This is a genomic window from Chryseobacterium sp. 7, from assembly GCF_003663845.1.
Taxonomy (GTDB): domain Bacteria; phylum Bacteroidota; class Bacteroidia; order Flavobacteriales; family Weeksellaceae; genus Chryseobacterium.
Genome location: NZ_RCCA01000001.1, coordinates 3,321,859 through 3,343,730, shown reverse-complemented (window position 1 = coordinate 3,343,730; position 21,872 = coordinate 3,321,859). Strand labels below are relative to the sequence as shown.

Below are 21,872 nucleotides of genomic sequence, written 5' to 3'. Positions count from 1 at the left end.
TGGGCGTGCAGAATAATGACAGTGAACATCAAAGTCAATAGCAGCAGAGTTTTCTTCATTAGTTTTTTTTTGAGCGGTAAAAATATAAAAACATCCCAAAACTGGGATGTTTCTATGCTTTTTTTGTGAAAATTTATTATTATTTAATAAAAATTAAGCTCTTAAATATCTTGAATAAGCATATCCTTCCTGTCCGTCATCAGTTTTCACTTTCCACCAGTCATCAGAAGTCTGTTCAATTAAAGTTACAGAAGAACCTTTAGCAGCTTTACCTACAACGGCAGCTTCAGTAGAAGGCTCCTGTCTGATATTCAGGTTAGAATCTTCCGTAGCAACTGTTAAAGAAGCTCCTGAAGCAAGACCTGCAACCTGTACATCAATATTGATATCTGATGCAGAATAAGTAGAGTCAATAGCTCCTAAAGCATTCCATACAGCATCTTTAGCCGCAGTATTGGAAGCGCTTCCGGAAACATAAAGGATACCGTCCTGCTCCTGAACCTGAAGATTTGAGATTCCTGCAGACTGAGCCGCTGAAACTACGCTTGAATATTTATCTTGTAATTCGCTCATCTTAAATTATTTTACGATTAGGTTGTTGTTATACTTTCCGATTTTCAAAGCGTCTACAGATTCTTTGATTTTTCTAGCCTGTAAACCAGAAACATTACCTGTAAGAGTAAGCTGCCCGTTTACAACTTCTACTTTTACAGAAGGGAAATCCTTCACCGCATCCTGAACTTTTTTCTGAACAGCAGGATCTACAGCTGAAGCTGTTTCAACAGGTGCTGCAGTAGGAGCAGCCGCTATTGTAGACATATCCATTACATCTTTTACTCCGCTGATTGCTTTTAGCTTTGCAATCATCGCATCCTTAGACTGCTGATCTGCAAAAGTTCCGCTTAAGTGCGCTACACCTTCTTTTACTTCCACAGAAGCATTGGGATTAGAAGTTACCACTGTTGTAGCCTGAGTCTGAAGATCGGCATCAGAAACTTTCTTTTTACAAGAAACAGCACCGAAAGATACAGCTACAGCTAATGCAGCCATTGCAATAGTTTTTTTCATATTGTATATTTATTTTTATGTTGTTATACACTCAAATGTAATAATAAAATTTGTACCAAAAGAATAAAAATTCAATAAATGTTTTTAATTTTTTTTACAATATTTTATAAATCAATGTTTTAATTTTCAGTTATTGAAAATTTGACATACATAATGTGAAATTTATCAACATTTTTAAAATATACTGCCAATTCTAAAACTATTATATTTGCGCAAATTGAAACTTATATATGAAAGGACAGAATAAACTTTTTATAGCAATTATCATTGCCCTGGTGGTGGGTGTAGGGATTGGAGGTGTTGTGCATGTGAGTTATCCGGAAAGTGCAGAACCCTTTTCCAAAAACATAAAACTGTTGGGAACAGTCTTTATCAGATTGGTACAGATGATTATTGCGCCTTTGGTTTTTACAACTTTGGTAGTGGGGATTGCCAAAATGAGTGATATTAAGATGATTGGAAGGGTAGGAACAAAAGCAATGCTTTGGTTTATTTCTGCTTCTCTTGTTTCTCTTTTTATCGGATTAATCCTTGTGAACTGGCTTGAGCCGGGACATGTTACCAAATTACCGATTCAGGATGTTTCCTCTGCTGATGAGCTTCTTAAGAACAGTAAAAGTTTTTCTATGGAAGACTTCGTAAAGCATATGATTCCTAAAAGTTTATTTGAGGCCTTTGCTACCAATGAAGTATTGCAGATTGTTGTATTTGCCGTAATGTTTGGAGTTGCGCTTGCTAATTTGGGCGAGGAATATTCTAAACCTGTAGTAAAGCTTTTTGATATCATTGCTCATGCCATCCTTAAAATGGTAGGGTATATTATGTGGTTTGCTCCATTAGGAGTATTGGGAGCTATTGCAGCAGTAGTGGCAACTAATGGTTTTGAAATCTTTAAAGTATATGCTATTTATTTAAGAGATTTCTTCTTTGCTATAGCAGTTCTTTGGCTGGTTCTTTTATTAGTAGGGTATTTCATTTTAGGAAACCGTCTTTTTGATTTATTAAAAAGAATTAAAGAACCATTACTAATCGCTTTCTCTACAACGAGTTCAGAAGCTGTATTCCCGAAACTGGTGGAAGAGCTTGAAAAATTCGGTTGTAACAGCAGAGTAGTATCTTTTATTTTACCTTTAGGATACTCGTTTAACCTGGATGGAAGTATGATGTATATGACCTTTGCCTCAATCTTCATTGCACAAATCTACGGTATTGAAATGACTATCGGACAGCAGATCACTATGCTTTTGGTATTAATGCTTACTTCAAAAGGAATTGCAGGGGTTCCGAGAGCTTCTCTGGTAATTATTGTTGCAACCTGTTCAATGTTCGGGATTCCGCCGGAAGGGATTGCTTTAATTTTACCAATTGACCACTTCTGTGATATGGGTAGAAGTATGACGAACGTATTAGGAAATACACTGGCAACTACAGCTGTTTCAAAATGGGAAGGACAACTGACCGAACCATTAGACAAAATTTAAATATTTATGAGTTTACATAACTTAGAAAATCATAAAAGCCATATTGAAGAATATGGCTTTGCTGTTATTAATAATGTGTTTTCGCAGGAAGAACTCGAAAATATCAACTTTGCTCTGCAAAATATAGATACCTCAAAAGAGAATTTCAGAAAGTCTGAAGACCTTTTTGCCATAAGACAGTTTTTAAAAGAAATTCCGGAAATCAAAGATCTGGTGTTTAACGAAAACATTAGAAAAGTGATAAAAGAAATCTTTGGCGAGAAATATTTTGTTGTCAAAAGTATTTATTTCGATAAGCCTGAAACTTCCAACTGGTATGTAGCCTATCATCAGGATCTGACTATTTCTGTAGATAAAAAACTGGAACTTGCTGATTTTGGTCCATGGACAACCAAACAGAATCAGTTTGCAGTACAGCCTCCATTGAATATTTTAGAAAACATCTATACCATCAGAATCCATCTGGATGATACCGATGAAAACAACGGAGCTCTGAAAGTAGTTCCAAAATCTCATGCAAAAGGCATTTACAGACCGGAAACTATTGACTGGACTATAGAAACAGAAGAAATCTGTAAGGTAGAGCAAGGCGGAATAATGATCATGAAACCTTTAACGCTTCACGGATCCAACCGGACAACGAATGGAAAGAAAAGAAGAGTAATCCACATAGAATTTTCTGATATAGAACTTCCGGAAGTCCTTCAGTGGTCCGAAAGAATGAACTGATAAAAAATGGGCCCTTCGAATTTTCGAAGGGTCCGTTTTATGGTTTGGGAGAAGGAATTATTCTAGTTTTTAGTCACAAGATATGACTTCACCGTATGGGTCATTTATATTTTCTTCGTTATAAGAGAGAAAGAGCAAGGCTTCTTTTGGATTAGGATCCCAGAAAGATGTTGGCGTGGAGACTTTCATCTTTGTTTTCAGTATATTTTCGATTATACTATCCTTACTTCCAAAAGTTGTAACAGGAGTAATTTCCTGAATTTTTGACCTGTCATTTATTTTTACTTTATAGATAGCAAAAGGCTGCTTAGGTTTAAATCCACTGATTTTTGATAAATCAGATTTATATTCAGTTTGGTTTTCATCATAGCAACGGGTAAACTGTAAGCCCATAAACCTGAATTTATTATTATCTAAGTAGGTAAAGACTTTTTCCTGATTTTTCAGCCACAATTTTTCAGCTTTTGTTGGTCTATTTCCCAATTTTGATTTTGGAGTACAGGATGAAATGGAAGAGATGTTATCGTATTTATTTAAAAAGATCAGATACCTTTCATTAGGTAGTACATCAACTTCACAAGCTCCAGAATAAGAATTTCCAATTAGCCCTCTCACATTTATTGTTTTGAATATTGTCCCTTTATACATTTTTTCAATTTCAATATCTGCTTTATAGGTTCTTTGTTCGGTGTTTTCATCATATACTTTCAGAATTTTGATAACACCTACAAAGTTAGCACTTTGATAATTCTGTGGTAATGTTTCATATACACATTTACAAGCTGAAACTTTTATGATGCTTAAAAGTAAAAAGAGTAATAACGTTAATTTTTTCATACGTGTTGTTATTGTTTTATTTTATACCAATCTCATCAATAAAAATATAAGCATCACCGCCTGCTCCCTGGTGCCATTCCGGAAGTTTTCCGAAGAAGTATGCTTTTACTTTGATATATCTGGCTTCGGTAGGAAGAATTTCTGTAGAAAAATCTTTGATCTGTACTTTCTCATCTTTAGGATCAATATCATTGTCAACGGTTTTCAGAAGGATAAAATCTTTTCCATTCATGGAAGCGTAATATTCTACTTTTTTGGGCATCAGAATCCATGCTCTGCTGTCCTGAAGGTAAGTAGAAGATAAGTATTTGATATTTTGAGGAGATTTAAGATCGATTACAGCTTCAAAATTTTGCCCCTGATATCCGTGCCATTCGCCTTTTCTCCAGTTTACATCCCCTCTGATTCCGTCAATAAGAGCCAGTTTTCCGGTAGCACTGTATTGAGGAGTCACTTTTGAAATGATATTAATATCCCAATAATTAGGTCTTCTGTTAAAATTAGCGGTGGTTACAGAACTTTTCTCGCCGTTTCTTTCAGCGTAAGCCATTACCTGAGTGGTTTTGGTGACGGCGAACGGACCTTTATAAGTAGAAAAAGCTTTCCTTTTGTTGCTGTCACTGTCATCCATCGTCATATAATAAACTTTGTCATTAGGATTCAGTGGAGTGATCTCAACCTTGGTGGAAAAATCAAATATTCTGTCTGCTGAAATTACCGGGGAAGCCGTTTGTTCGGTATATTTAAAATCTTTGACAGGTTTCACATTTTCGAAGCCTAGTTTTTTAAGTTCTGCTCTGCCTGTATTTTTGGTAATGGTTCTTATGGTACCGTCTTCAAGGTGAATTTTAATTTCATCAAAATAAGGCGTTGTAGTTTCCCATTCCGGTAATCCCGGAGTCACAGAATAAATTCCCATAGAGCTTAGAACATACCATGCACTCATCTGACCGCAGTCTTCGTTTCCTATGAGGCCGTCTGGGGTATTTTTATAAAAATTATCCAGAATGTATTTAATTTTCGCATCTGTTTTTTCCGGCTTATCTACAAAATTGTACAGATAAGCAATATGATGGCTTGGCTCATTTCCCTGAGCATATTGTCCCATCAATCCTGTGATATCCACTTGTTCTCTTCCTGTTGTTTTATCCGGAGCTGTAAATATGGCATCAATGAATTGTTCAAATTTTTCTTTTCCTCCATGCGCTGCGATAAGCCCAGGAATATCCTGCTGTACAGAATATGAATAATGCCATGAGTTTCCTTCCGTATAATTGTTATTGACTTCTCTCGGATCAAAAGGCTCATACCAGTTTCCGTTTTTTCTTGGCTGCATAAAACCTGTTTTTGGATTGTAAAGGTTTTTCCAGTTCTGAGAACGTTTCATGAAATACTGATAATCGTCTTTCTTGCCTAAAATTTTTGCCATTTGAGCAATACACCAGTCATCATAAGCGTATTCTACAGTTTTGGAAACACTTTCATGTTCGTCATCTATGCTGATATAATTATTCTGTTTGTAGGCGTTCAGTCCGAAAATATCCTGCATGGCAGAACCTTTTGCCGCCTGAAAAGCCTTTTCATAGTCAAATCCCTGAATTCCTTTCGCCATTGCATCTGCAATGACCGAGACTGAGTGGTAGCCGATCATACATTCTGTTTCGTTGGAAGCCAGTTCCCAAACCGGAAGTTTTCCTCCCTGTTCGTATTGTTTGACGAAAGTATTGACGAAATCGGCAGTTCTTTTTCTGTCGATTAAGGTCATGAGTGGATGAGCACCTCTGAAGGTATCCCAAAGTGAGAATACCGTGTAATAATCAAAGCCATTGGCGTTATACAGCTTGTTGTCCCTGCCTCTGTATTTTCCGTCAACATCCATATTGATGTTCGGTTGAGTGAAAACATGATACAAAGCGGTGTAAAAAACGGCTAATTTATTTTTATCTTCAGATTTTACTTCAATTTTTGAAAGCTCTTTATCCCAGTCAGATTGTGCCTGTTTTTTTATACCTTCAAAATCATTGGATTGTCCTTCTGCGAGCATATTCTTTCCTGCTCCTTCATAACCTGTAGGAGAAATAGAAACTTTTACATTGATCTTTTCTCCTTTTTTAACATTGGTGGAGAATGCCAGGGCAAGCTTTGTTCCGGTAAAAAGGTTGCTTTCCTGTTTTCCATTAGTTTCTTTTTTTGAAATTTTCATCGGTTTTGAAAACTCAATTCTGGCGTAGATGTATTGATTGGTTGCCCAGGCTTCACTTCTTCTGAAAACTTCAATGGTTTTATCATCAATAATCTTTACTTCACCTTCCAGAAGCTTATCCCTGTGGTTGAGGTCTAAGATGATATTGGCATTCCCTGCATTATTGAATGTGTATTCATGATAGCCGACTCTTTTGGTGGTCGTCAAACGTACATCAATATTATTTTTATCTAATTTGACTGCATAAAATCCGGCTGTTGCTTTTTCATTTTTATGCGAAAATTTTGAAGAATAATCTTTGCTATTCAGACTTGGAGTCCCCATGGTGGGCATCAGCATGATATCCCCATAATCTGAAACTCCTGTACCGTTCAGATGGGTATGAGAAAAGCCATAGATCACGGAATCCGAATAATGATATCCACTGCATCCGTCCCAGCTGCCGTCAATTCTTGTATCCGGAGAAAGCTGTACCATCCCGAACGGAACAATTGCGCCCGGAAAAGTATGGCCATGGCCTCCGGTTCCTATAAATGGATTGACATATTGGGAGTAGTTCTGCGCGGAAATGATCTGGGTAATAAATAAAGAAAATGCAATCAGCCTTTTTTTCATGTTCTAATTTTATAAAAGCGAAGATATTGAAAAACAGGAAAAGAGATGTAATAAAAGACATTTACGGTTTGTCTTATTAAAAACGATATAATTCATGAAGAAGATAGTACTTGCTGTAATCATGCTATTGCCGGCAGCTGCATTTGCTCAAAGTATAACAGGAAAAATCACGCAAACCGGAAATGCTGTTCCCTACGTTGAGGTGATTGCCGTAAAAGATCAGAAAAAACAGACTGTCATTTCAGACGAAAATGGAAATTACTCTTTGAAACTTTCAGAAAACGGAAACTACAATATTAAGCTTCTACAGGATGGTATAGAAATCTCCAACAGAGATATTCTCATCAACGGAGAAGTGAAGCAGGATTTTTCTCTTGAAAAAAGAAAAGAAAAACAGATAGAAAGTGTTACGCTAACTGCCAGAAAAAAACTGATTGAAAGAAAAGCAGACAGATTGATTTTTAATGTTTACAATTCTGTGGCTTCACAGGGAATGGACGGAGCAGATGCGCTTGCGACAACTCCATTGGTAAAAGTAGATGATAACACAGGAGTTTCCATTGTTGGGAAAAGTGGAGTTGCGGTAATGATTAATGACAGAATTTTGAATTTATCAGATGCAGAGCTTGTTACTTACCTGAAAAGCCTCAGATCCGAAAATATAGAAAAAATTGAAGTCATTACTTCACCACCCGCCAAATACGAAGCACAGGGAAACAGTGGCCTGATCAATATTGTCTTAAAGAAAAATCAGAATCTTGGATGGAGCGGAAGCTTAACCTCCAGCCTTCAGCAGCAGACCTATATCGGAAATTCAAATAGTGTGACGGTGAATTATCAAAATGAAAAACTGCGTACTTCATTAAAGTTAAGACAGAATAAAAATGAAAAACATTCTTATGAAAATTATTGGATAGAAGGAGCAGACGGCCTTAAAAGTAATGATAACAGAAGAGATTTCAATGATGGGTTAGGGGCTAATGTAAGTCTGGATTATCAGCTAGGCAAAAAATCTAATATCGGGTTTATCTATGATGTTGGATTCGGGCACTCCAATATGGATATTACAAATACTTCAAACTATTTCCAGAATGGTAATTACACGAATACACTTCTTACCGATGCGGAGCACAGAGCTACAAGCAGGCAACATACCGCAAGTGCATACTATGATTTGAAATTCGGGAAACAAGACAATAAACTGAGCATTACAGGAAACTATTTTTCCAATACTCCGGAAACAACGATCGATTTTACCACTACGGAAATTTCTGGTGATCGGTTTGTTATAAAATCACCTTCTATGGTAGATTATAAAATTTATTCCGGACAGGCGGATCTTACCTTGCCTTATCCGTTTGCAAAGACAGAAACAGGAGTGAAGTTCACTAATTTTGATAATAATTCCAATATCTTTTATCAGAACCTAACGAACGGAGAATATATTACAGATCCGCTGAAAAGCAATGAGTTTGAGTATAACGAAAAAAACTATGCGGCTTATATCAGTTTTGAAAAATCTTTCAATGAAAAATGGTCCGCAAAAGCAGGCTTACGTTACGAATACTCTGTAGTGAACGGAAATTCTTTAACTTCCGGACAGCAAACCGAAAATTCTTACGGAAAGTTTTTTCCTACAGCTTATATCACTTACAAAAGCAATGAAAATCATACTTTCAACCTGAATTACTCCAAAAGAATCAACAGACCGGGGTTCCGTGCCATCAATCCATATCGCTGGTATATCAACATCAATTCTTATTTTACCGGAAATCCTTTCCTAAAGCCGTCTATCAATCATAATTTTGAATTTTCTTATATTTATAAAGGAAAATTATCGGCATCAGCGTATTTTCAGAGAACAGTAGATGCATTTGGCCAGTTGGCTAATCTGAAAGGTGAAAACAGGGTGAGCACTTTTGAAAATTATTATAATCAGAATAGTATGGGAGTTTCTCTTAATTATTCAGATACTTTTTTCAAAAAATGGGAAGCTAATTATTCGGCCAATTATTCTTATATGAGCACAGATGTTTTTGCAACGGATGCCCTTTCCAGAAAAGGAAACAGCTATGATTTCGATTTTCAGAATAATATATCACTCAACCAAAGTAAAACAGTACAGCTGATCTTGAATTACTGGTTCCGACTGCCTTCCAATTCCGGGAATTCCTATATGAAATTTGCGGGAAATCTTACCTCAGGCCTTAAGTTGAGCCTTATGGAAAAAAGTCTTCAGCTGAACATATTTGTTTCAGATATCCTGAGGCAGGGGAAAAGCCAGGGAGAAATCTATTATACCACAGGAACACATTCTTATAATAATTATTACGATGCCAGAAGGCTTATGGTGTCTGCAACTTATAATTTCGGTAATAAAAAAGTAAAAGGAATGGACCGTAATGTAAAGTTTGATGAAAAAAACAGAGCAAACTGATAATTTGGGCTTAAATTATTTTTATGCTTCATGTCATTCTAACGAAGGAAGAATCTCAATGCAAAATACTTACACTTCTCCCTCAAAGAAATCATTAAGATATTCCTCTTTGTCTTTTTCTTCCCGTCCGGAGCCCAGATATTTCTTCCAGAATTGGGATTCATGATAGACGATGCCCATTTCCCATACACAGTAAGTCGGGAGGTGGGTTCTGTTTCTGTCCCATATTTCAAACCTGCCGGAGCCATTATAGTAAACGCTTTCCCATAATTCATTTTCACTTCGCCAGGTGCATACTAATAAAAGATACTGTTCTCCGCATCGGTGCATAATAACGAATCCCAGATCATCCTTATTCTGAAAGTTTTCTTCTGCATTTTCAATGCATCTTTGAGCATCATGAATATCCTGTGAAGAAATTTCTGCAGGATCTAATGCCAGATCATACCATTTGAACTTTGTTTTTCCAACGGTAAAGATTCCTTTTGACTGTGCATATTTGGAAGGATAAGGTATAGATTTCATATCAATTGTTTTCCGGGATTAGTGTAATATCAGCATAAAAAAACAGAAATGAGAAATTTTTAACGATCTGATTTATCACATGATATTATAGATTTTATTGATTCTAAATTACCAAAAAAATGCGTAAATTTGTAAACAATTTATATTTATATGTTGACGAAAGAAAAGGTTCAGGATTTCCTTAAAGAAATAGAAGTAGATGACTTGGTGAGTAATTTTCAGATTATGGGTAATGATGTTTATATAGACATGACTGCTCATTCACCTGCAATGCACGAAAAGAAAAAACTGGAGGCTGCCATGAAACAGGCTTTTGCCAGTGAGTTTGGAGAAGACGTTCATTTAAAACTTAAGATCGTTTCTCCGGAGCCAAGTGAAATTCAGCAAAGTCAGATCAAAGGAAAACAAATTCCGGGAATTCAAAATATTATCGCTATTGCTTCCGGTAAAGGAGGAGTAGGAAAATCTACAGTGTCTGCAAATATGGCAGTAACACTGGCAAAAATGGGCTTTAAAGTAGGATTATTAGATGCTGATATCTACGGACCTTCAGTTCCTACCATGTTTGATACAGAAGGTGAAAAGCCAATTTCTGTAGAAGTGAATGGCAAGAGCTTGATGAAACCTGTTGAGAATTATGGCGTGAAAATGCTTTCAATAGGATATTTTTCAGGAGCTAATCAGGCAGTAGTGTGGAGAGGTCCTATGGCTTCAAAAGCATTAAACCAGATGATCAGAGATGCTGCATGGGGAGAACTGGATTTCTTATTAATAGACCTTCCTCCGGGAACAGGTGATATTCACTTGTCTATTATTCAGGAAGTTCCGGTAACAGGAGCGGTGATTGTAAGCACACCTCAGCACGTTGCACTGGCAGACGTAAGAAAAGGGATTGCTATGTTCCAGATGGAAAGTATTAATATTCCGGTTCTTGGATTAGTCGAAAATATGGCGTATTTTACACCGGAAGAACTTCCTGACAATAAATATTATATCTTTGGGAACCAGGGAGCACAATATTTAGCTGAAGATCTTGGAATTCCTGTATTAGGAGAGATTCCGTTGATCCAAAGTATCAGAGAAGCAGGAGACGTAGGAAGACCGGCTGCGCTTCAGGAAGGATCTAAAATTGCAGAGATCTACACAGAAACTGCCAGAAAAATGGTAGAAAGCTTAGTGGAAAGAAACAAAAATCTTCCGCCTACTGAAGCAGTGAAAATTTCAACAATGGCAGGATGCTCTCCAAAAGCAAAATAATAATAACTTTCAATAAATTTGAAAAAACCGAATCGAACTGAAAAATATGGAAACAAACATAACACACGAAGATACCGTAACAAGAGTAATGGAAGCTCTGGAAAGCATCAGACCGTTTTTGAATAAAGACGGAGGTGATATTGAGCTTATTGATGTGAAAGATAATCAGGTGTTTGTGAAACTTTTGGGTAACTGTTCCGGTTGTTCTTTGAATTTTTCAACGCTAAAGCTAGGTGTTGAAAATACCATTAAACAACATGCTCCGGAAATCGAAAAGGTAATCAACGTAGAGTAAAATTATATCTGAGATATTTTTAAAAGACAGGCTTTTTTAAAGGCCTGTCTTTTTTTGTTTAAAATAAAGATGAAGCAGAAAGCCAAACCTCACAGGTTTTCAAAACCTGTGAGGTTTCTAATGATATCATCCCTAATATGGAAAATATTTTTACTGTTTTACAACTTTATTTCCAACTCCTGTAATAGAAACATCCGGCTTTCCGGATTTTGTTCCGGAGGTTCGATAGTACACGGTGTTATCACCGCCTTCCAGAGATATTTTGTCTACCTTATCAATGTATACTTTATTGCCTGTTCCTGAAACTGTAATTTTTTTTGCACTTCCTTTTACCGTTAGCTTGTTATCACCACCTTCTACCTCAACTGTTCCTCCGCTGAGCGCATAATTGAGCGTATGACCTACACCTTCTACATGTACCACTTTGTTACCTTCTGTTTTTTCTACCCCTTTTGTAGATTCTACTTTTCTGGATTGTGCGAAAGCGGTTCCTGTTCCAAGTAAGAGCATAGCTAAAATTCCAGCTATTTTAATATTTTTCATTGTGAATTGGGTTTTTGTTGAAGGTAAATATAGAGATAAAATGATTTTTTCAAGAATTTTAAAAGTTAAATCATCTTAAATTTCCAGATAACAAAAAAGCCCCGGAAAATCCGAAGCCTTTTCAATCAACTAAATAGTATATTTTACTTTACAATAACTCTTTTGATCTGTCCTTCCGAAGTTTTTACAAGATAAACGCCTGTAGAAAGGGTAGAAGTATTGATTGTTAAAGCATTCTTTTCTTTCCCAATCAATTTTCCGGACATATCATACAATTCGTAATCCTGTTTTCTGTTGAAATAAAGAGTATTTCCTTTGTTAACAGGATTTGGGAACACATTGAAGGTCGCCTGTTCAGCTTTTACTTCACCTGTTCCAAGTGTTGCCGGCATCGCTACTTCATACATGGACAAGGTTCCGCTGATTTCATTAGCAATAATCACATACCCTTTATTCGTAGTTGTATTCTCAGGGGCGATGTAGATGATTCCTTCAGGGCCGTTATCACCTCCGTATGCTGATGTAGAACGGGAATGTTTATAATCTGTGAAAGTAGGATTATTTGGATCTGTAATGTTATAGACCATAACTCCTCCTGTTCTTTCCAATGTGATGAAAGCATAAGTCTGTCCGTTGATTTTTCCTAAAGCAACTCCTTCTGGTTCAGGACCTTTGGCTCGGCTTCTGTTTTTAGCGCCATTGGACTCATTATCTGCGTTGAAAATTAACGGATGATAATTGGTAATATATCGTTCAAACTGATCTCCGCTATCGTAAACAATCTGCTTGGTATCTGCATTGAAAATGGAAAAAGAACGGGCTCCTAAAGCCGCCATTTCTTCAAACTCTGCATCTCCGTCTGTATTTCCTGTAGCAGAAGAGACCCTGAATCTTCCCAGGTTATATGAAGCCTTTAAAATATTGGAATTAGGGAATAGCACAGGATCTAAAATATAAGTGTTTGCTCCTACAGTAGTTCTTTCACTGAATCCTGAAAGATCTTTTTCGTCACCCTCATTAGCTGTTACAATATAATTGGTGCTTCCTACCTTATAATTTTGTACCGCATCCGGAACATAATAGGCTTTTACCGGCCAGTTGGCAATCAAAATCTCTCCATTATTGTCTGAAGCGTCAAATCCGTTCCCCGGAAGGCTCATGTCTTTTTTACCTAATCCCCAAACTCCTGTAATGGTTTTAGTAGCCAGATTAATCTCGGCAATAGCATTGTTTTCCTGAAGCGTTACCCATGCTTTCTGACTATCGGCGCTGATGGTTACATATTCAGGTTCCAAATCCTGGGAAAGTGTGTTGTTTGTTCTTACTTTTCTTAAACCTGTAGCCATTAATGCTGCTGCCTGAGAATCAAAACTATTGAAATTAAGAGTTGTTACATTACTTTGAGTAAGACTTCCGATACCTCCGGAAATATCAATAATACTGATAGTTCCTTCAGGATCTACCGTATAAGCATCATTAGGTTCTCCTTCGTTGGCAGTAACCACTTTTGTCCCGTCAGGAGAAAAAGTTACCATATCCGGTAAGGCACCTACAGTTACTTGTTTCAGAAAATTTCCATTAATATCAAAGAATATTACAGAACCGTTTTGCTGAGGATCCGTATTGGGAGATGCAGCTGCAATGATTCCATTTTTTACAGCAATACTTGTGATTCCGCCATAAGAAGCCATATTTACTGTTTTTATCACTGATGGTATTGCGGGATTACTGAAATCAATAATATCAAAAACATCGGTAATGGAGCTGATCGTGAATAAACGTTGTGTGGATGGGTCATGAACTACAATTTCTGTAGAACTGTTATTACTTCCTGAAGGATCAAAACTCAGGAGATAATTCAGCTGAATCTGATTGGAAGGAACTGGAGATGGTTTATCATTATCTACAATATAAACAGTTGCAGAATTGTCTCCTGAAATAGTAGCTCCAACCGGATTTTCAAGGCTTACAACAAAATATTCAGCCTGCTGTTCTGCCACTGTGTCATCAATAATCGGAATATTGACCGTATAACTCGTTGTAGACGGAGTAATATTGATCGTCTGATTGGCTAAAGTAAAATCATTGCTGTCAGCTGTACTGAATGGCGCTGGTTTTACAACAAGATTAACCGTAGAGGTTGATGGATTGGTGATATTGATTTTAAATGCAAGATTTCCTGCATTTTCATTCACTTTTATAAAATTCTTTTCTAAAGAAATCGTTGTTCCGACAGTGGTAAATGTGCTGGAAGTGACTGTAGTAATTCCATTATCACTGAAATCTTCTATCGTATTCGGTTTAAGGGACACATAATATGTCTGCCCCAATGCCAATGGCGAAGATGGAACTAAAGTAATAATGTTGTTGCTGAAAGTAGTAGTGAAGGGAATTGGAGTACCAGCAGCATTTCCAAGACGGAATTCAATAAGGTTTTGTGCATTAGAATCGTTGATCGCGGAATTATCGGCTAATCTCACATTTTCATTAAAAGATAATGTAGGATTTACAGTAGTTGAAACATTGTTTGTGTTATTTCCAGGAAGGTAAGTAACCGTTGGTGGAGTAGTATCAACATTTCCCAGAGGCGTTGCATCTACCGTAAAATTATCAAAACGGTTATTCCCCCCAGTTCCGCCTCCTGTAGCAGAAAATTCTACCTTTACTTTAAAGTTAGGGTTGTTATTGACTGCCTGTATTGCAGAAAAATCCAGTGTAACAAGCTGTGGATCGGCATCCTGAGGACTTACAGTCTGGAATGGTACAAAAGTAGTTCCGTTGGTAGAATAAGACCAGGTTTGAGTTCCCGCTCCCTGCGCAGATCTTCTCGTAGTGAATTTCGTAATAATGTTATTATACCCCGTTGTGGGAAGGTTAAACTGTAAAGCCCCACCAATCGGATTATTGAATCTTAAATGGGTTCCCGGTACATCACCGTTTCTGGCGTTCAAATTTTGAGTACTAAAATTCTGTCCGGTACCACCGGCAAAATCAATGACGCTTGTTCCTCCAGCTATAGCCGCAAGAGAACCATTCACCAATGTAGATGAAGGGGTGGTAACTGTGGCTGCAGAAGTATTATCGTTAAAATTCCAGTAATGAATCAGTGTCTGCCCGAAAAGACCGCTCTGAAAAAAGAATGCGGCTATCACAGACCCTTTTAATAGGTAGTTGTTGATCATTTTTTACTTCAATTAGATAAATGCAAAAATGAACTTTATGTTTCGCAACTATTTTAATGGAATTTTAAGAAATGTTTAAAAAATAGGTTTATTTCCGATAAAAGAGAAAATTATGCTTGAATGAGAAACTTTAGAATGAAATTATTTCCCGGATTTTCCGGAGAAATTTAAAATTGTTCCTGATTTATTTCCTTCCAGAGGATGCTTCTGCATATAAAAATATCCTGAAACAGCAGTCACAAGCAAGAGTACAAAAATAACCAGAACAATTCTTTTTAACATGTCTCTCATATCGCTAAATTTTTAATATCTCTAATTTCTAAAGTAGATGTAGGGTATCCGTTTTCTGTCACTTTGATCATTGCTCTACCCACTTCGTGTAAAGTTAATGATTTTGACTGAAAAAAAACAGGAAAAATCCAAATAAAAGGTTTAAAAAACCATTTTACATTTAATTGACCGTCAACTGGTTTCATAAATCCGGGACGGAAATTATAAGCACCTTTGAAATTCATCTTTTTCAGATCATTTTCTGTTTTGCCTTTTACCCTTGCCCACATCAGTTTTCCACTCTCTGTACTGTCTGTACTTGCGCCTGAAATATAGCTGAACACCATGTCCGGATTTTGGTTCAAAACAGCTTTCGCAAAGTGAATGGTTGTATCGTAAGTGATTTTGGAGTAATCTTCTTCATTCATCCCTACGCTGCTGATTCCAGCACAGAAAAAACAGGCATCATACCCTTTCAGTTTTTCATCATGAAGATCGATGGATAAAAAGTCAGAGATAAGATATTCTTTCAGCTTTGGATGTGTTTTTCCGGATGGTTTTCTGCTTACGCTCAGGATTTCGGAAACATTCGGGTTTTCAAGACATTCCATTAAAACACCTTCGCCTACCATCCCTGTAGCTCCTGTAAGAATTATTTTGATTGGGTTCATTGATTTGCTATTGATAGTTGTATGACGAATGAGGATAAGATTTTACTTTAAAATTCCGAAAAATTTTTATTAAAAAGTAAAAGAGATGGTATTAAAATTTAATGAGGGTGTGTTTTAACCCTCCTGAAAATAAATTATTTATCTATTGGCTTTAGCCGAAACTTAATAATATGAGAGTACATAGAGATTGCTTCGTCGCGTTGCTCCTCGCAATGACAATGCGGGAAACAGCTTCTCAAAGAAAAAGCCGGCTCAAAAATGGCTGGCTTTTAATATTGTTGATGTTGTTATTTTTTATGTTGTAGCTGGCTGTAAATATTATGAATCAATCCGTCTGCTACAGATATTTTAGGAACAAATATCCTGTTGATATCGGACCATGACATTACATGATTAAAGATGCTCAGGGCATGTACCAGCACGTCCGCACGGTCTTCTCTCAAATTATAATTCGTCATTCTTTCTTCCACGGAAAGTTCATTGAATTCTTTGTAAACCTTTTTCAGGTGAGCCAGAGACATGGGTTTTCCGTCTTTTGTTTTGCTCATGGAGAATACTTTGTTGATGTTTCCTCCTGATCCAATGGCTACAATTGGTTTTTTGCTGACAATATTTTCCTTGATTTCATCCTTCATTTCTTTCCAGTTATCCATTGTAACCAGATTATTGAGAAGACGGATGGTTCCGATATTGAACGATTTTTCGTAGACCATTTTACCGTTTTCGTAAAAAGTAAGCTCGGTAGAACCTCCGCCAACATCAATGTATAAATAGGCAAATTCTTTGTCGAGACCTTCTGCTACATGGTTTTCATAGATCAGCGTAGCTTCTTCGTCACCGGAAATAATTTCAATATCAATTCCTGACGTATCTTTTACCAGATCAATAATTTCATTACCGTTGGAGGCATCACGCATGGCGCTGGTAGCACAGGCTCTGTAATGATCTACTTTGTATATTTTCATAAGGTCACTGAAGATTTTCATGGAGTCAATTACCATTTTTTCTCTTTCCGGGCCAATTTTTCCAATGGTGAAAACATCCATTCCCAGTCTCAGGGGAATTCTGAGAAGGTTCAGCTTGATGAATTCAGGCTTTCTGTTGTTAATCTTTACTTCATTGATAAGAAGGCGGGCTGCATTACTCCCTATGTCTATCGCTGCTATCTTCATTTTTTGCTTGTTTTAGCTTTTAAATATTTATAGGTTTCTATTTGTGATCGGCATTCTTTTTTATCATTTCTTATATATTCATTGCTCAGTTTTTTATCCAGAATTCTGGCTTTTACATTATCCCTAAGCTGAATATCAAGAATATCTTTTAATTCTTTCTTAAGGTTTTTATCAGTGATTTTAGCGGCTGCTTCAATCCTGTAATCCAGGTTTCTGGTCATCCAGTCAGCAGAAGAAATGTACATGTCTTCAGAACCTTTATTGTAGAAATACATTACTCTGGCATGTTCCAGATATTCGTCTACAATACTGATGGCTTTTATTTTTTCTTTAAAATCCTTCTGGTTAACGGCACAATAGATTCCTCTTACGATTAATCTGATCACCACTCCGGCTTTGGCAGCATCATACAGCTTTTCTATCAACAGTCTGTCGCTCATAGAGTTTACCTTTACAATGATCTCTGCTCCTCGTCCGGCTTTGGCTTCTTCAATTTCTTTATCAATATGGTGAACAATCTTTTCACGCATAAATTGAGGGCAAACTAATAAATTTTTACAAGTTTTCAAAATCGGAATGAAATCATCTTTAGGTTTTTTAAGCACATTAAATACTTTATTAATGTCTGCCATGATACCTCTATCGGCTGTCAACAGCAAATGGTCACCATATATTCTAGCTGTTTTTTCGTTGAAATTTCCGGTGCTTACAAACCCGTACTGGATGGTTTTATTATGTGCTCTCTTTTTGATTACACAAAGTTTGGCGTGTACTTTTTTATTTGGAATTCCTACAAGAACGGTAATCCCTTCCGGTTCCAGCATGTCTTTCCATTCCAGGTTGGATTCTTCATCAAATCTCGCCTGAAGCTCCAGCATTACAGTCACCTCTTTGCCATTTCTGGCCGCATAAATCAGGGCATTGATAATTTTTGAGCTGCTCGCCAGACGGTAAGCGGTAATCTGTATTGATTTTACATCCGGATCCATAGCAGCTTCACGAAGAAGATCAATCACAGGATTATACTTGTGGTAAGGGAAAGTCAGAAGAACGTCTTCTTTTAAAATAACATCCGTCACCCTTTCTCCATGTTCAAACGCCTGATGTGTAAAAGACGTTCTTTCCACAGGACGTTCATATTTTTCAAAAACATCAGGGAAATCCATGAAATGCTTGAAATTATGAATTTTTCCTCCGGGAATAATGCTGTCTTTCTTGGTTAAATTCAATTTTCTGATGAGAAGCTCCAGCAAAGCTTTATCCATATCTTTATCAAAAACAAAACGGGTAGGTTTTCCTTTTCTTCTGTTTTTGAGTCCTTTTTCTATTTTTTCAGCGAAGTTGGTTTTGATGTCATTATCCAGATCCAGTTCGGCATCTTTCGTTACTTTAAATGCATTGGCAGAGAATTCATCATACCCGAAATAAGAAAATATATGCGGAAGGTTGAAAGTAATGACATCCTCCAAAAGCATTACATTTTTTTCTTCCGGATCTTCTGTAGGCAGCAATACAAACCTTCCTACAAAACGGGACGGGATTTCAATAATGGCATAATTGCTGGAATACTGCCAGTCTTTCTTTCTCATCGCAACGCCCAGATAAAGACTTTTATCTCTCATATAAGGCATCGGCGTATTTTCGTGGAGAAGAATCGGGATCACATTAGATTCTACCACTTCATCGAAATATTGGCGAACAAATTCCTTTTGTTTTATGGTCAGGTTTTTGGAATTTTTAATGGAAACCTTATGATCAGCCATTTCAGTCTGGATTTTTTTCCAGGTTTTATCAAAATTCAGCTGCTGTCTCATCACAATTTCGTTGATACGCTGAAGAATTTTGGAAGGCGGTTGGTAAAAAGACTCAGCAATCACTTTTTCCTTAAAATCCATGGCACGCTTTAATCCGGCAACACGCACTCTGAAAAATTCATCTAAATTGTTGGAGAAAATTCCGAGAAAACGTATTCTTAAATGTAAGGGAACTTTTTCATCCATGGCTTCCTGCAAAACTCTTTCATTAAAGGCAAGCCATGTGATATCTCTTGGATTAAAGTGTATTGACATTCTAAATGTGTATATTTTATCAAAAATAATGATTCGTAAAGATTCTTCCTCTATTTCTTAGGTTAAACTTTGATTAATTTTTGAATATTGGTGAATTAAGTTGCTGTGTTGATAATAATTGTATTGATTTTCAGTTTGTTTTATGAATTTAATAGTTAAGAAACAGAAATATATCTAGTTAATGATGGTAATTTTTATCGGATATAAAGAAAGAAGGGAATAGTGTAAATTCAAGTGGCTTCTAAAAACAAGATGGATGCTGATATTTGGCATTCCGGTACTATTTACATGAAAAAATTTCCATATTAAATCATACAAAACCTCGATTTATCAAGGTTTTTATTTTTATTGTGTCATTTTGTCATAATTCTTCGAATGGTACAGATATTGAGAAATTGAGAGTGTAAATTAAATTAAAAATAGAAAAAATATAAAATATTATGAGTAAAATAATTGGAATTGACTTAGGAACAACCAACTCTTGTGTTGCTGTGATGGAGGGTAAAGACCCTGTTGTTATTCCTAACGCTGAAGGTAAAAGAACTACCCCTTCTATCGTAGCTTTTACGGAAGATGGCGAGAGAAAAGTAGGTGATCCTGCAAAAAGACAGGCTGTAACGAATCCAACAAAAACTGTTTATTCTATCAAAAGATTTATTGGAACGCACTTTAAAGATGATGCTTCTGAAATCACAAGAGTACCCTATAAAGTAGTTGCTGGACCAAACGATACAGTAAAAGTAAAAATTGATGATAGAGAATATACTCCACAGGAAATTTCTGCAATGACTCTTCAGAAAATGAAGAAAACTGCTGAAGATTACCTTGGACAGGAAGTAACAAGAGCGGTAATTACTGTTCCTGCATACTTCAATGATGCACAAAGACAAGCTACTAAAGAAGCCGGAGAAATTGCAGGTCTTAAAGTAGAGAGAATTATCAACGAACCTACAGCTGCAGCGTTAGCTTACGGTCTTGATAAAAACCATAAAGATCAGAAAATTGCAGTATATGATCTTGGAGGTGGTACTTTCGATATCTCTATCCTTGACTTAGGAGATGGTGTATTCGAAGTATTGTCTACAAACGGTGATACACACTTAGGAGGTGATGACTTTGATGATGTGATCATCAACTGGATGGCAGATGAGTTCAAAGCTGAAGAAGGTGTAGATTTAAAATCTGATGCCATTGCTCTTCAAAGATTGAAAGAGGCAGCTGAAAAAGCTAAAATTGAATTATCTTCTTCTCCTCAGACTGAGATCAACTTACCATATATCACAGCTACTGCTACAGGTCCTAAACACTTAGTAAAGAGTTTAACAAAAGCTAAATTCGAGCAATTATCTGCTGATCTTGTAAGAAGATCTATGGAGCCTGTTGCTAAAGCTTTAAAAGATGCTGGTTTATCAACTTCTGATATTGACGAAGTAATCTTGGTAGGTGGTTCTACAAGAATCCCGATCATTCAGGAGGAAGTAGAAAAATTCTTCGGTAAAAAACCATCTAAAGGAGTTAACCCGGATGAGGTTGTAGCAATTGGTGCAGCTATTCAGGGAGGTGTATTGACAGGTGATGTAAAAGATGTATTATTACTTGACGTTACTCCACTTTCTTTAGGTATCGAAACAATGGGTTCTGTTTTCACTAAATTAATTGAAGCGAATACTACGATCCCAACTAAGAAATCTGAGGTATTCTCTACAGCTTCTGACAACCAGCCAGCTGTAAGCATCAGAGTAGGACAGGGTGAAAGATCTATGTTCAACGATAACAAAGAAATCGGTAGATTCGATCTTCAGGATATCCCGCCAGCACCAAGAGGAGTTCCTCAAATTGAAGTAACATTCGATATTGATGCAAACGGTATCCTAAGTGTATCTGCTAAAGATAAAGGAACTGGTAAAGAGCAGTCTATCAAAATTCAGGCTTCTTCAGGTCTTTCTGACGAAGAAATCGAAAGAATGAAGAAAGAAGCTCAGGAAAACTCTGCAGCAGATGCTAAGAGAAAAGAAGAAGTTGAAATCTTCAACAAAGCTGACGGATTGATCTTCCAGACTGAAAAGCAATTGAAAGAATTCGGTGAGAAACTTTCTGCTGACAAAAAAGCAGCAATCGAAGCAGCTCACGCAGAATTAAAAACAGCTTTCGAAGCTAAAAATGCTGATGATGTAAAAGCTAAAACTGAAGCGTTAGATGCAGCATGGATGGCAGCTTCTGAAGAATTATATGCAGCAGGTCAACAGCCGGGAGCTGATGCAGGTGCAGGAGCTCAGAATGCAGGTGGAAATGCCGGAGCTGAAGATGTACAGGATGCAGACTTCGAAGAAGTAAAATAATGATTGATTAATTTCAATATAAATAAAAAACCAGCAAACATTGTTTGCTGGTTTTTTTTATTCCTAATCCTCTTATAATTACAGAATGCACCCTTTGAATCATATATGTGCTGATGATTTTAAGCTATGTTTTCTTCAGGCTGAAAAATTTTATATGGTATTGATAGCAAAGTAATAAG

17 protein-coding genes are annotated in these 21,872 nt (G+C 36.7%); 6 read left to right on the top strand and 11 right to left on the bottom strand.

The genetic code is table 11. From position 1 onward, the window contains the following. Window positions 1-153: 153 nt before the first annotated feature. Window positions 154-573: an SH3 domain-containing protein gene (locus CLU97_RS15280; RefSeq protein WP_121488702.1), complete on the bottom strand. Its 420-nt coding sequence runs from the start codon at window positions 571-573 to the stop codon at window positions 154-156. Between the two features lie 6 nt (window positions 574-579). Continuing rightward, the gene (locus CLU97_RS15275; protein WP_121488701.1) at window positions 580-1,068 is read right to left on the bottom strand and encodes a BON domain-containing protein; all 489 of its coding nucleotides are present in this window, start codon (window positions 1,066-1,068) and stop codon (window positions 580-582) included. 230 nt (window positions 1,069-1,298) lie between these two features. Between CLU97_RS15275 and CLU97_RS15270 the strand changes: the two genes are divergently transcribed. Together CLU97_RS15270 and CLU97_RS15265 are read left to right on the top strand one after the other, a co-directional pair. Next, window positions 1,299-2,549 (top strand): dicarboxylate/amino acid:cation symporter, encoded by a 1,251-nt coding sequence (locus tag CLU97_RS15270; RefSeq protein ID WP_121488700.1) that lies wholly within the window; start codon window positions 1,299-1,301, stop codon window positions 2,547-2,549. A gap of 6 nt (window positions 2,550-2,555) precedes the next feature. Then, a complete protein-coding gene (locus CLU97_RS15265; protein WP_121488699.1) occupies window positions 2,556-3,278 on the top strand; it encodes a phytanoyl-CoA dioxygenase family protein in 723 nt (240 codons plus the stop codon). A 69-nt stretch (window positions 3,279-3,347) separates the two neighbouring features. Here CLU97_RS15265 and CLU97_RS15260 read toward each other — a convergent pair whose 3' ends face one another. Both CLU97_RS15260 and CLU97_RS15255 read right to left on the bottom strand, forming a co-directional pair. Beyond that, complete coding sequence (locus CLU97_RS15260) at window positions 3,348-4,115, bottom strand: hypothetical protein (RefSeq protein ID WP_121488698.1); 768 nt, start codon at window positions 4,113-4,115, stop codon at window positions 3,348-3,350. Window positions 4,116-4,131: 16 nt separating this feature from the next. Continuing rightward, window positions 4,132-6,933 (bottom strand): GH92 family glycosyl hydrolase, encoded by a 2,802-nt coding sequence (locus tag CLU97_RS15255; RefSeq protein WP_121488697.1) that lies wholly within the window; start codon window positions 6,931-6,933, stop codon window positions 4,132-4,134. Between the two features lie 94 nt (window positions 6,934-7,027). Here CLU97_RS15255 and CLU97_RS15250 point away from each other — a divergent pair, with 94 nt between their 5' ends. Continuing rightward, window positions 7,028-9,370, top strand: coding sequence for an outer membrane beta-barrel family protein (locus CLU97_RS15250; RefSeq protein ID WP_121488696.1), 2,343 nt, complete (start codon window positions 7,028-7,030; stop codon window positions 9,368-9,370). A gap of 69 nt (window positions 9,371-9,439) precedes the next feature. Here CLU97_RS15250 and CLU97_RS15245 read toward each other — a convergent pair whose 3' ends face one another. Beyond that, a complete protein-coding gene (locus CLU97_RS15245) occupies window positions 9,440-9,895 on the bottom strand; it encodes a hypothetical protein (protein ID WP_121488695.1) in 456 nt (151 codons plus the stop codon). Between the two features lie 150 nt (window positions 9,896-10,045). On the opposite strand from CLU97_RS15245, the gene CLU97_RS15240 reads away from it, so the two are divergent. Together CLU97_RS15240 and CLU97_RS15235 are read left to right on the top strand one after the other, a co-directional pair. Next, the gene (locus CLU97_RS15240) at window positions 10,046-11,152 is read left to right on the top strand and encodes an Mrp/NBP35 family ATP-binding protein (RefSeq protein ID WP_121488694.1); all 1,107 of its coding nucleotides are present in this window, start codon (window positions 10,046-10,048) and stop codon (window positions 11,150-11,152) included. A 46-nt stretch (window positions 11,153-11,198) separates the two neighbouring features. Continuing rightward, window positions 11,199-11,447 (top strand): NifU family protein, encoded by a 249-nt coding sequence (locus tag CLU97_RS15235; RefSeq protein WP_002977212.1) that lies wholly within the window; start codon window positions 11,199-11,201, stop codon window positions 11,445-11,447. 150 nt (window positions 11,448-11,597) lie between these two features. On the opposite strand, the gene CLU97_RS15230 is transcribed toward CLU97_RS15235, so the two are convergent. The 6 genes from CLU97_RS15230 to ppk1 form a co-directional block, all read right to left on the bottom strand. Then, on the bottom strand, window positions 11,598-11,990 hold the full coding sequence (locus CLU97_RS15230; protein WP_121488693.1) for a DUF3060 domain-containing protein: 393 nt from the start codon (window positions 11,988-11,990) through the stop codon (window positions 11,598-11,600). Between the two features lie 143 nt (window positions 11,991-12,133). After that, on the bottom strand, window positions 12,134-15,172 hold the full coding sequence (locus tag CLU97_RS15225; protein ID WP_121488692.1) for a choice-of-anchor I family protein: 3,039 nt from the start codon (window positions 15,170-15,172) through the stop codon (window positions 12,134-12,136). A 141-nt stretch (window positions 15,173-15,313) separates the two neighbouring features. Next, window positions 15,314-15,463 carry a hypothetical protein gene (locus CLU97_RS23740; protein WP_156106575.1) on the bottom strand — a complete coding sequence of 50 codons (150 nt, stop codon included), beginning with the start codon at window positions 15,461-15,463 and terminating at the stop codon, window positions 15,314-15,316. Beyond that, the gene (locus CLU97_RS15220; RefSeq protein WP_121488691.1) at window positions 15,460-16,113 is read right to left on the bottom strand and encodes an NAD-dependent epimerase/dehydratase family protein; all 654 of its coding nucleotides are present in this window, start codon (window positions 16,111-16,113) and stop codon (window positions 15,460-15,462) included. Before CLU97_RS15220 ends, CLU97_RS23740 begins: the two co-directional genes overlap by 4 nt. 287 nt (window positions 16,114-16,400) lie before the next feature. Next, complete coding sequence (locus CLU97_RS15215) at window positions 16,401-17,285, bottom strand: exopolyphosphatase (protein WP_121488690.1); 885 nt, start codon at window positions 17,283-17,285, stop codon at window positions 16,401-16,403. Beyond that, window positions 17,282-19,354, bottom strand: coding sequence for a polyphosphate kinase 1 (ppk1, locus tag CLU97_RS15210; protein ID WP_121488689.1), 2,073 nt, complete (start codon window positions 19,352-19,354; stop codon window positions 17,282-17,284). Before ppk1 ends, CLU97_RS15215 begins: the two co-directional genes overlap by 4 nt. Before the next feature lie 440 nt (window positions 19,355-19,794). Here ppk1 and dnaK point away from each other — a divergent pair, with 440 nt between their 5' ends. After that, window positions 19,795-21,693 carry a molecular chaperone DnaK gene (gene dnaK / locus CLU97_RS15205; RefSeq protein WP_121488688.1) on the top strand — a complete coding sequence of 633 codons (1,899 nt, stop codon included), beginning with the start codon at window positions 19,795-19,797 and terminating at the stop codon, window positions 21,691-21,693. The last annotated feature ends 179 nt before the right edge of the window (window positions 21,694-21,872 follow it).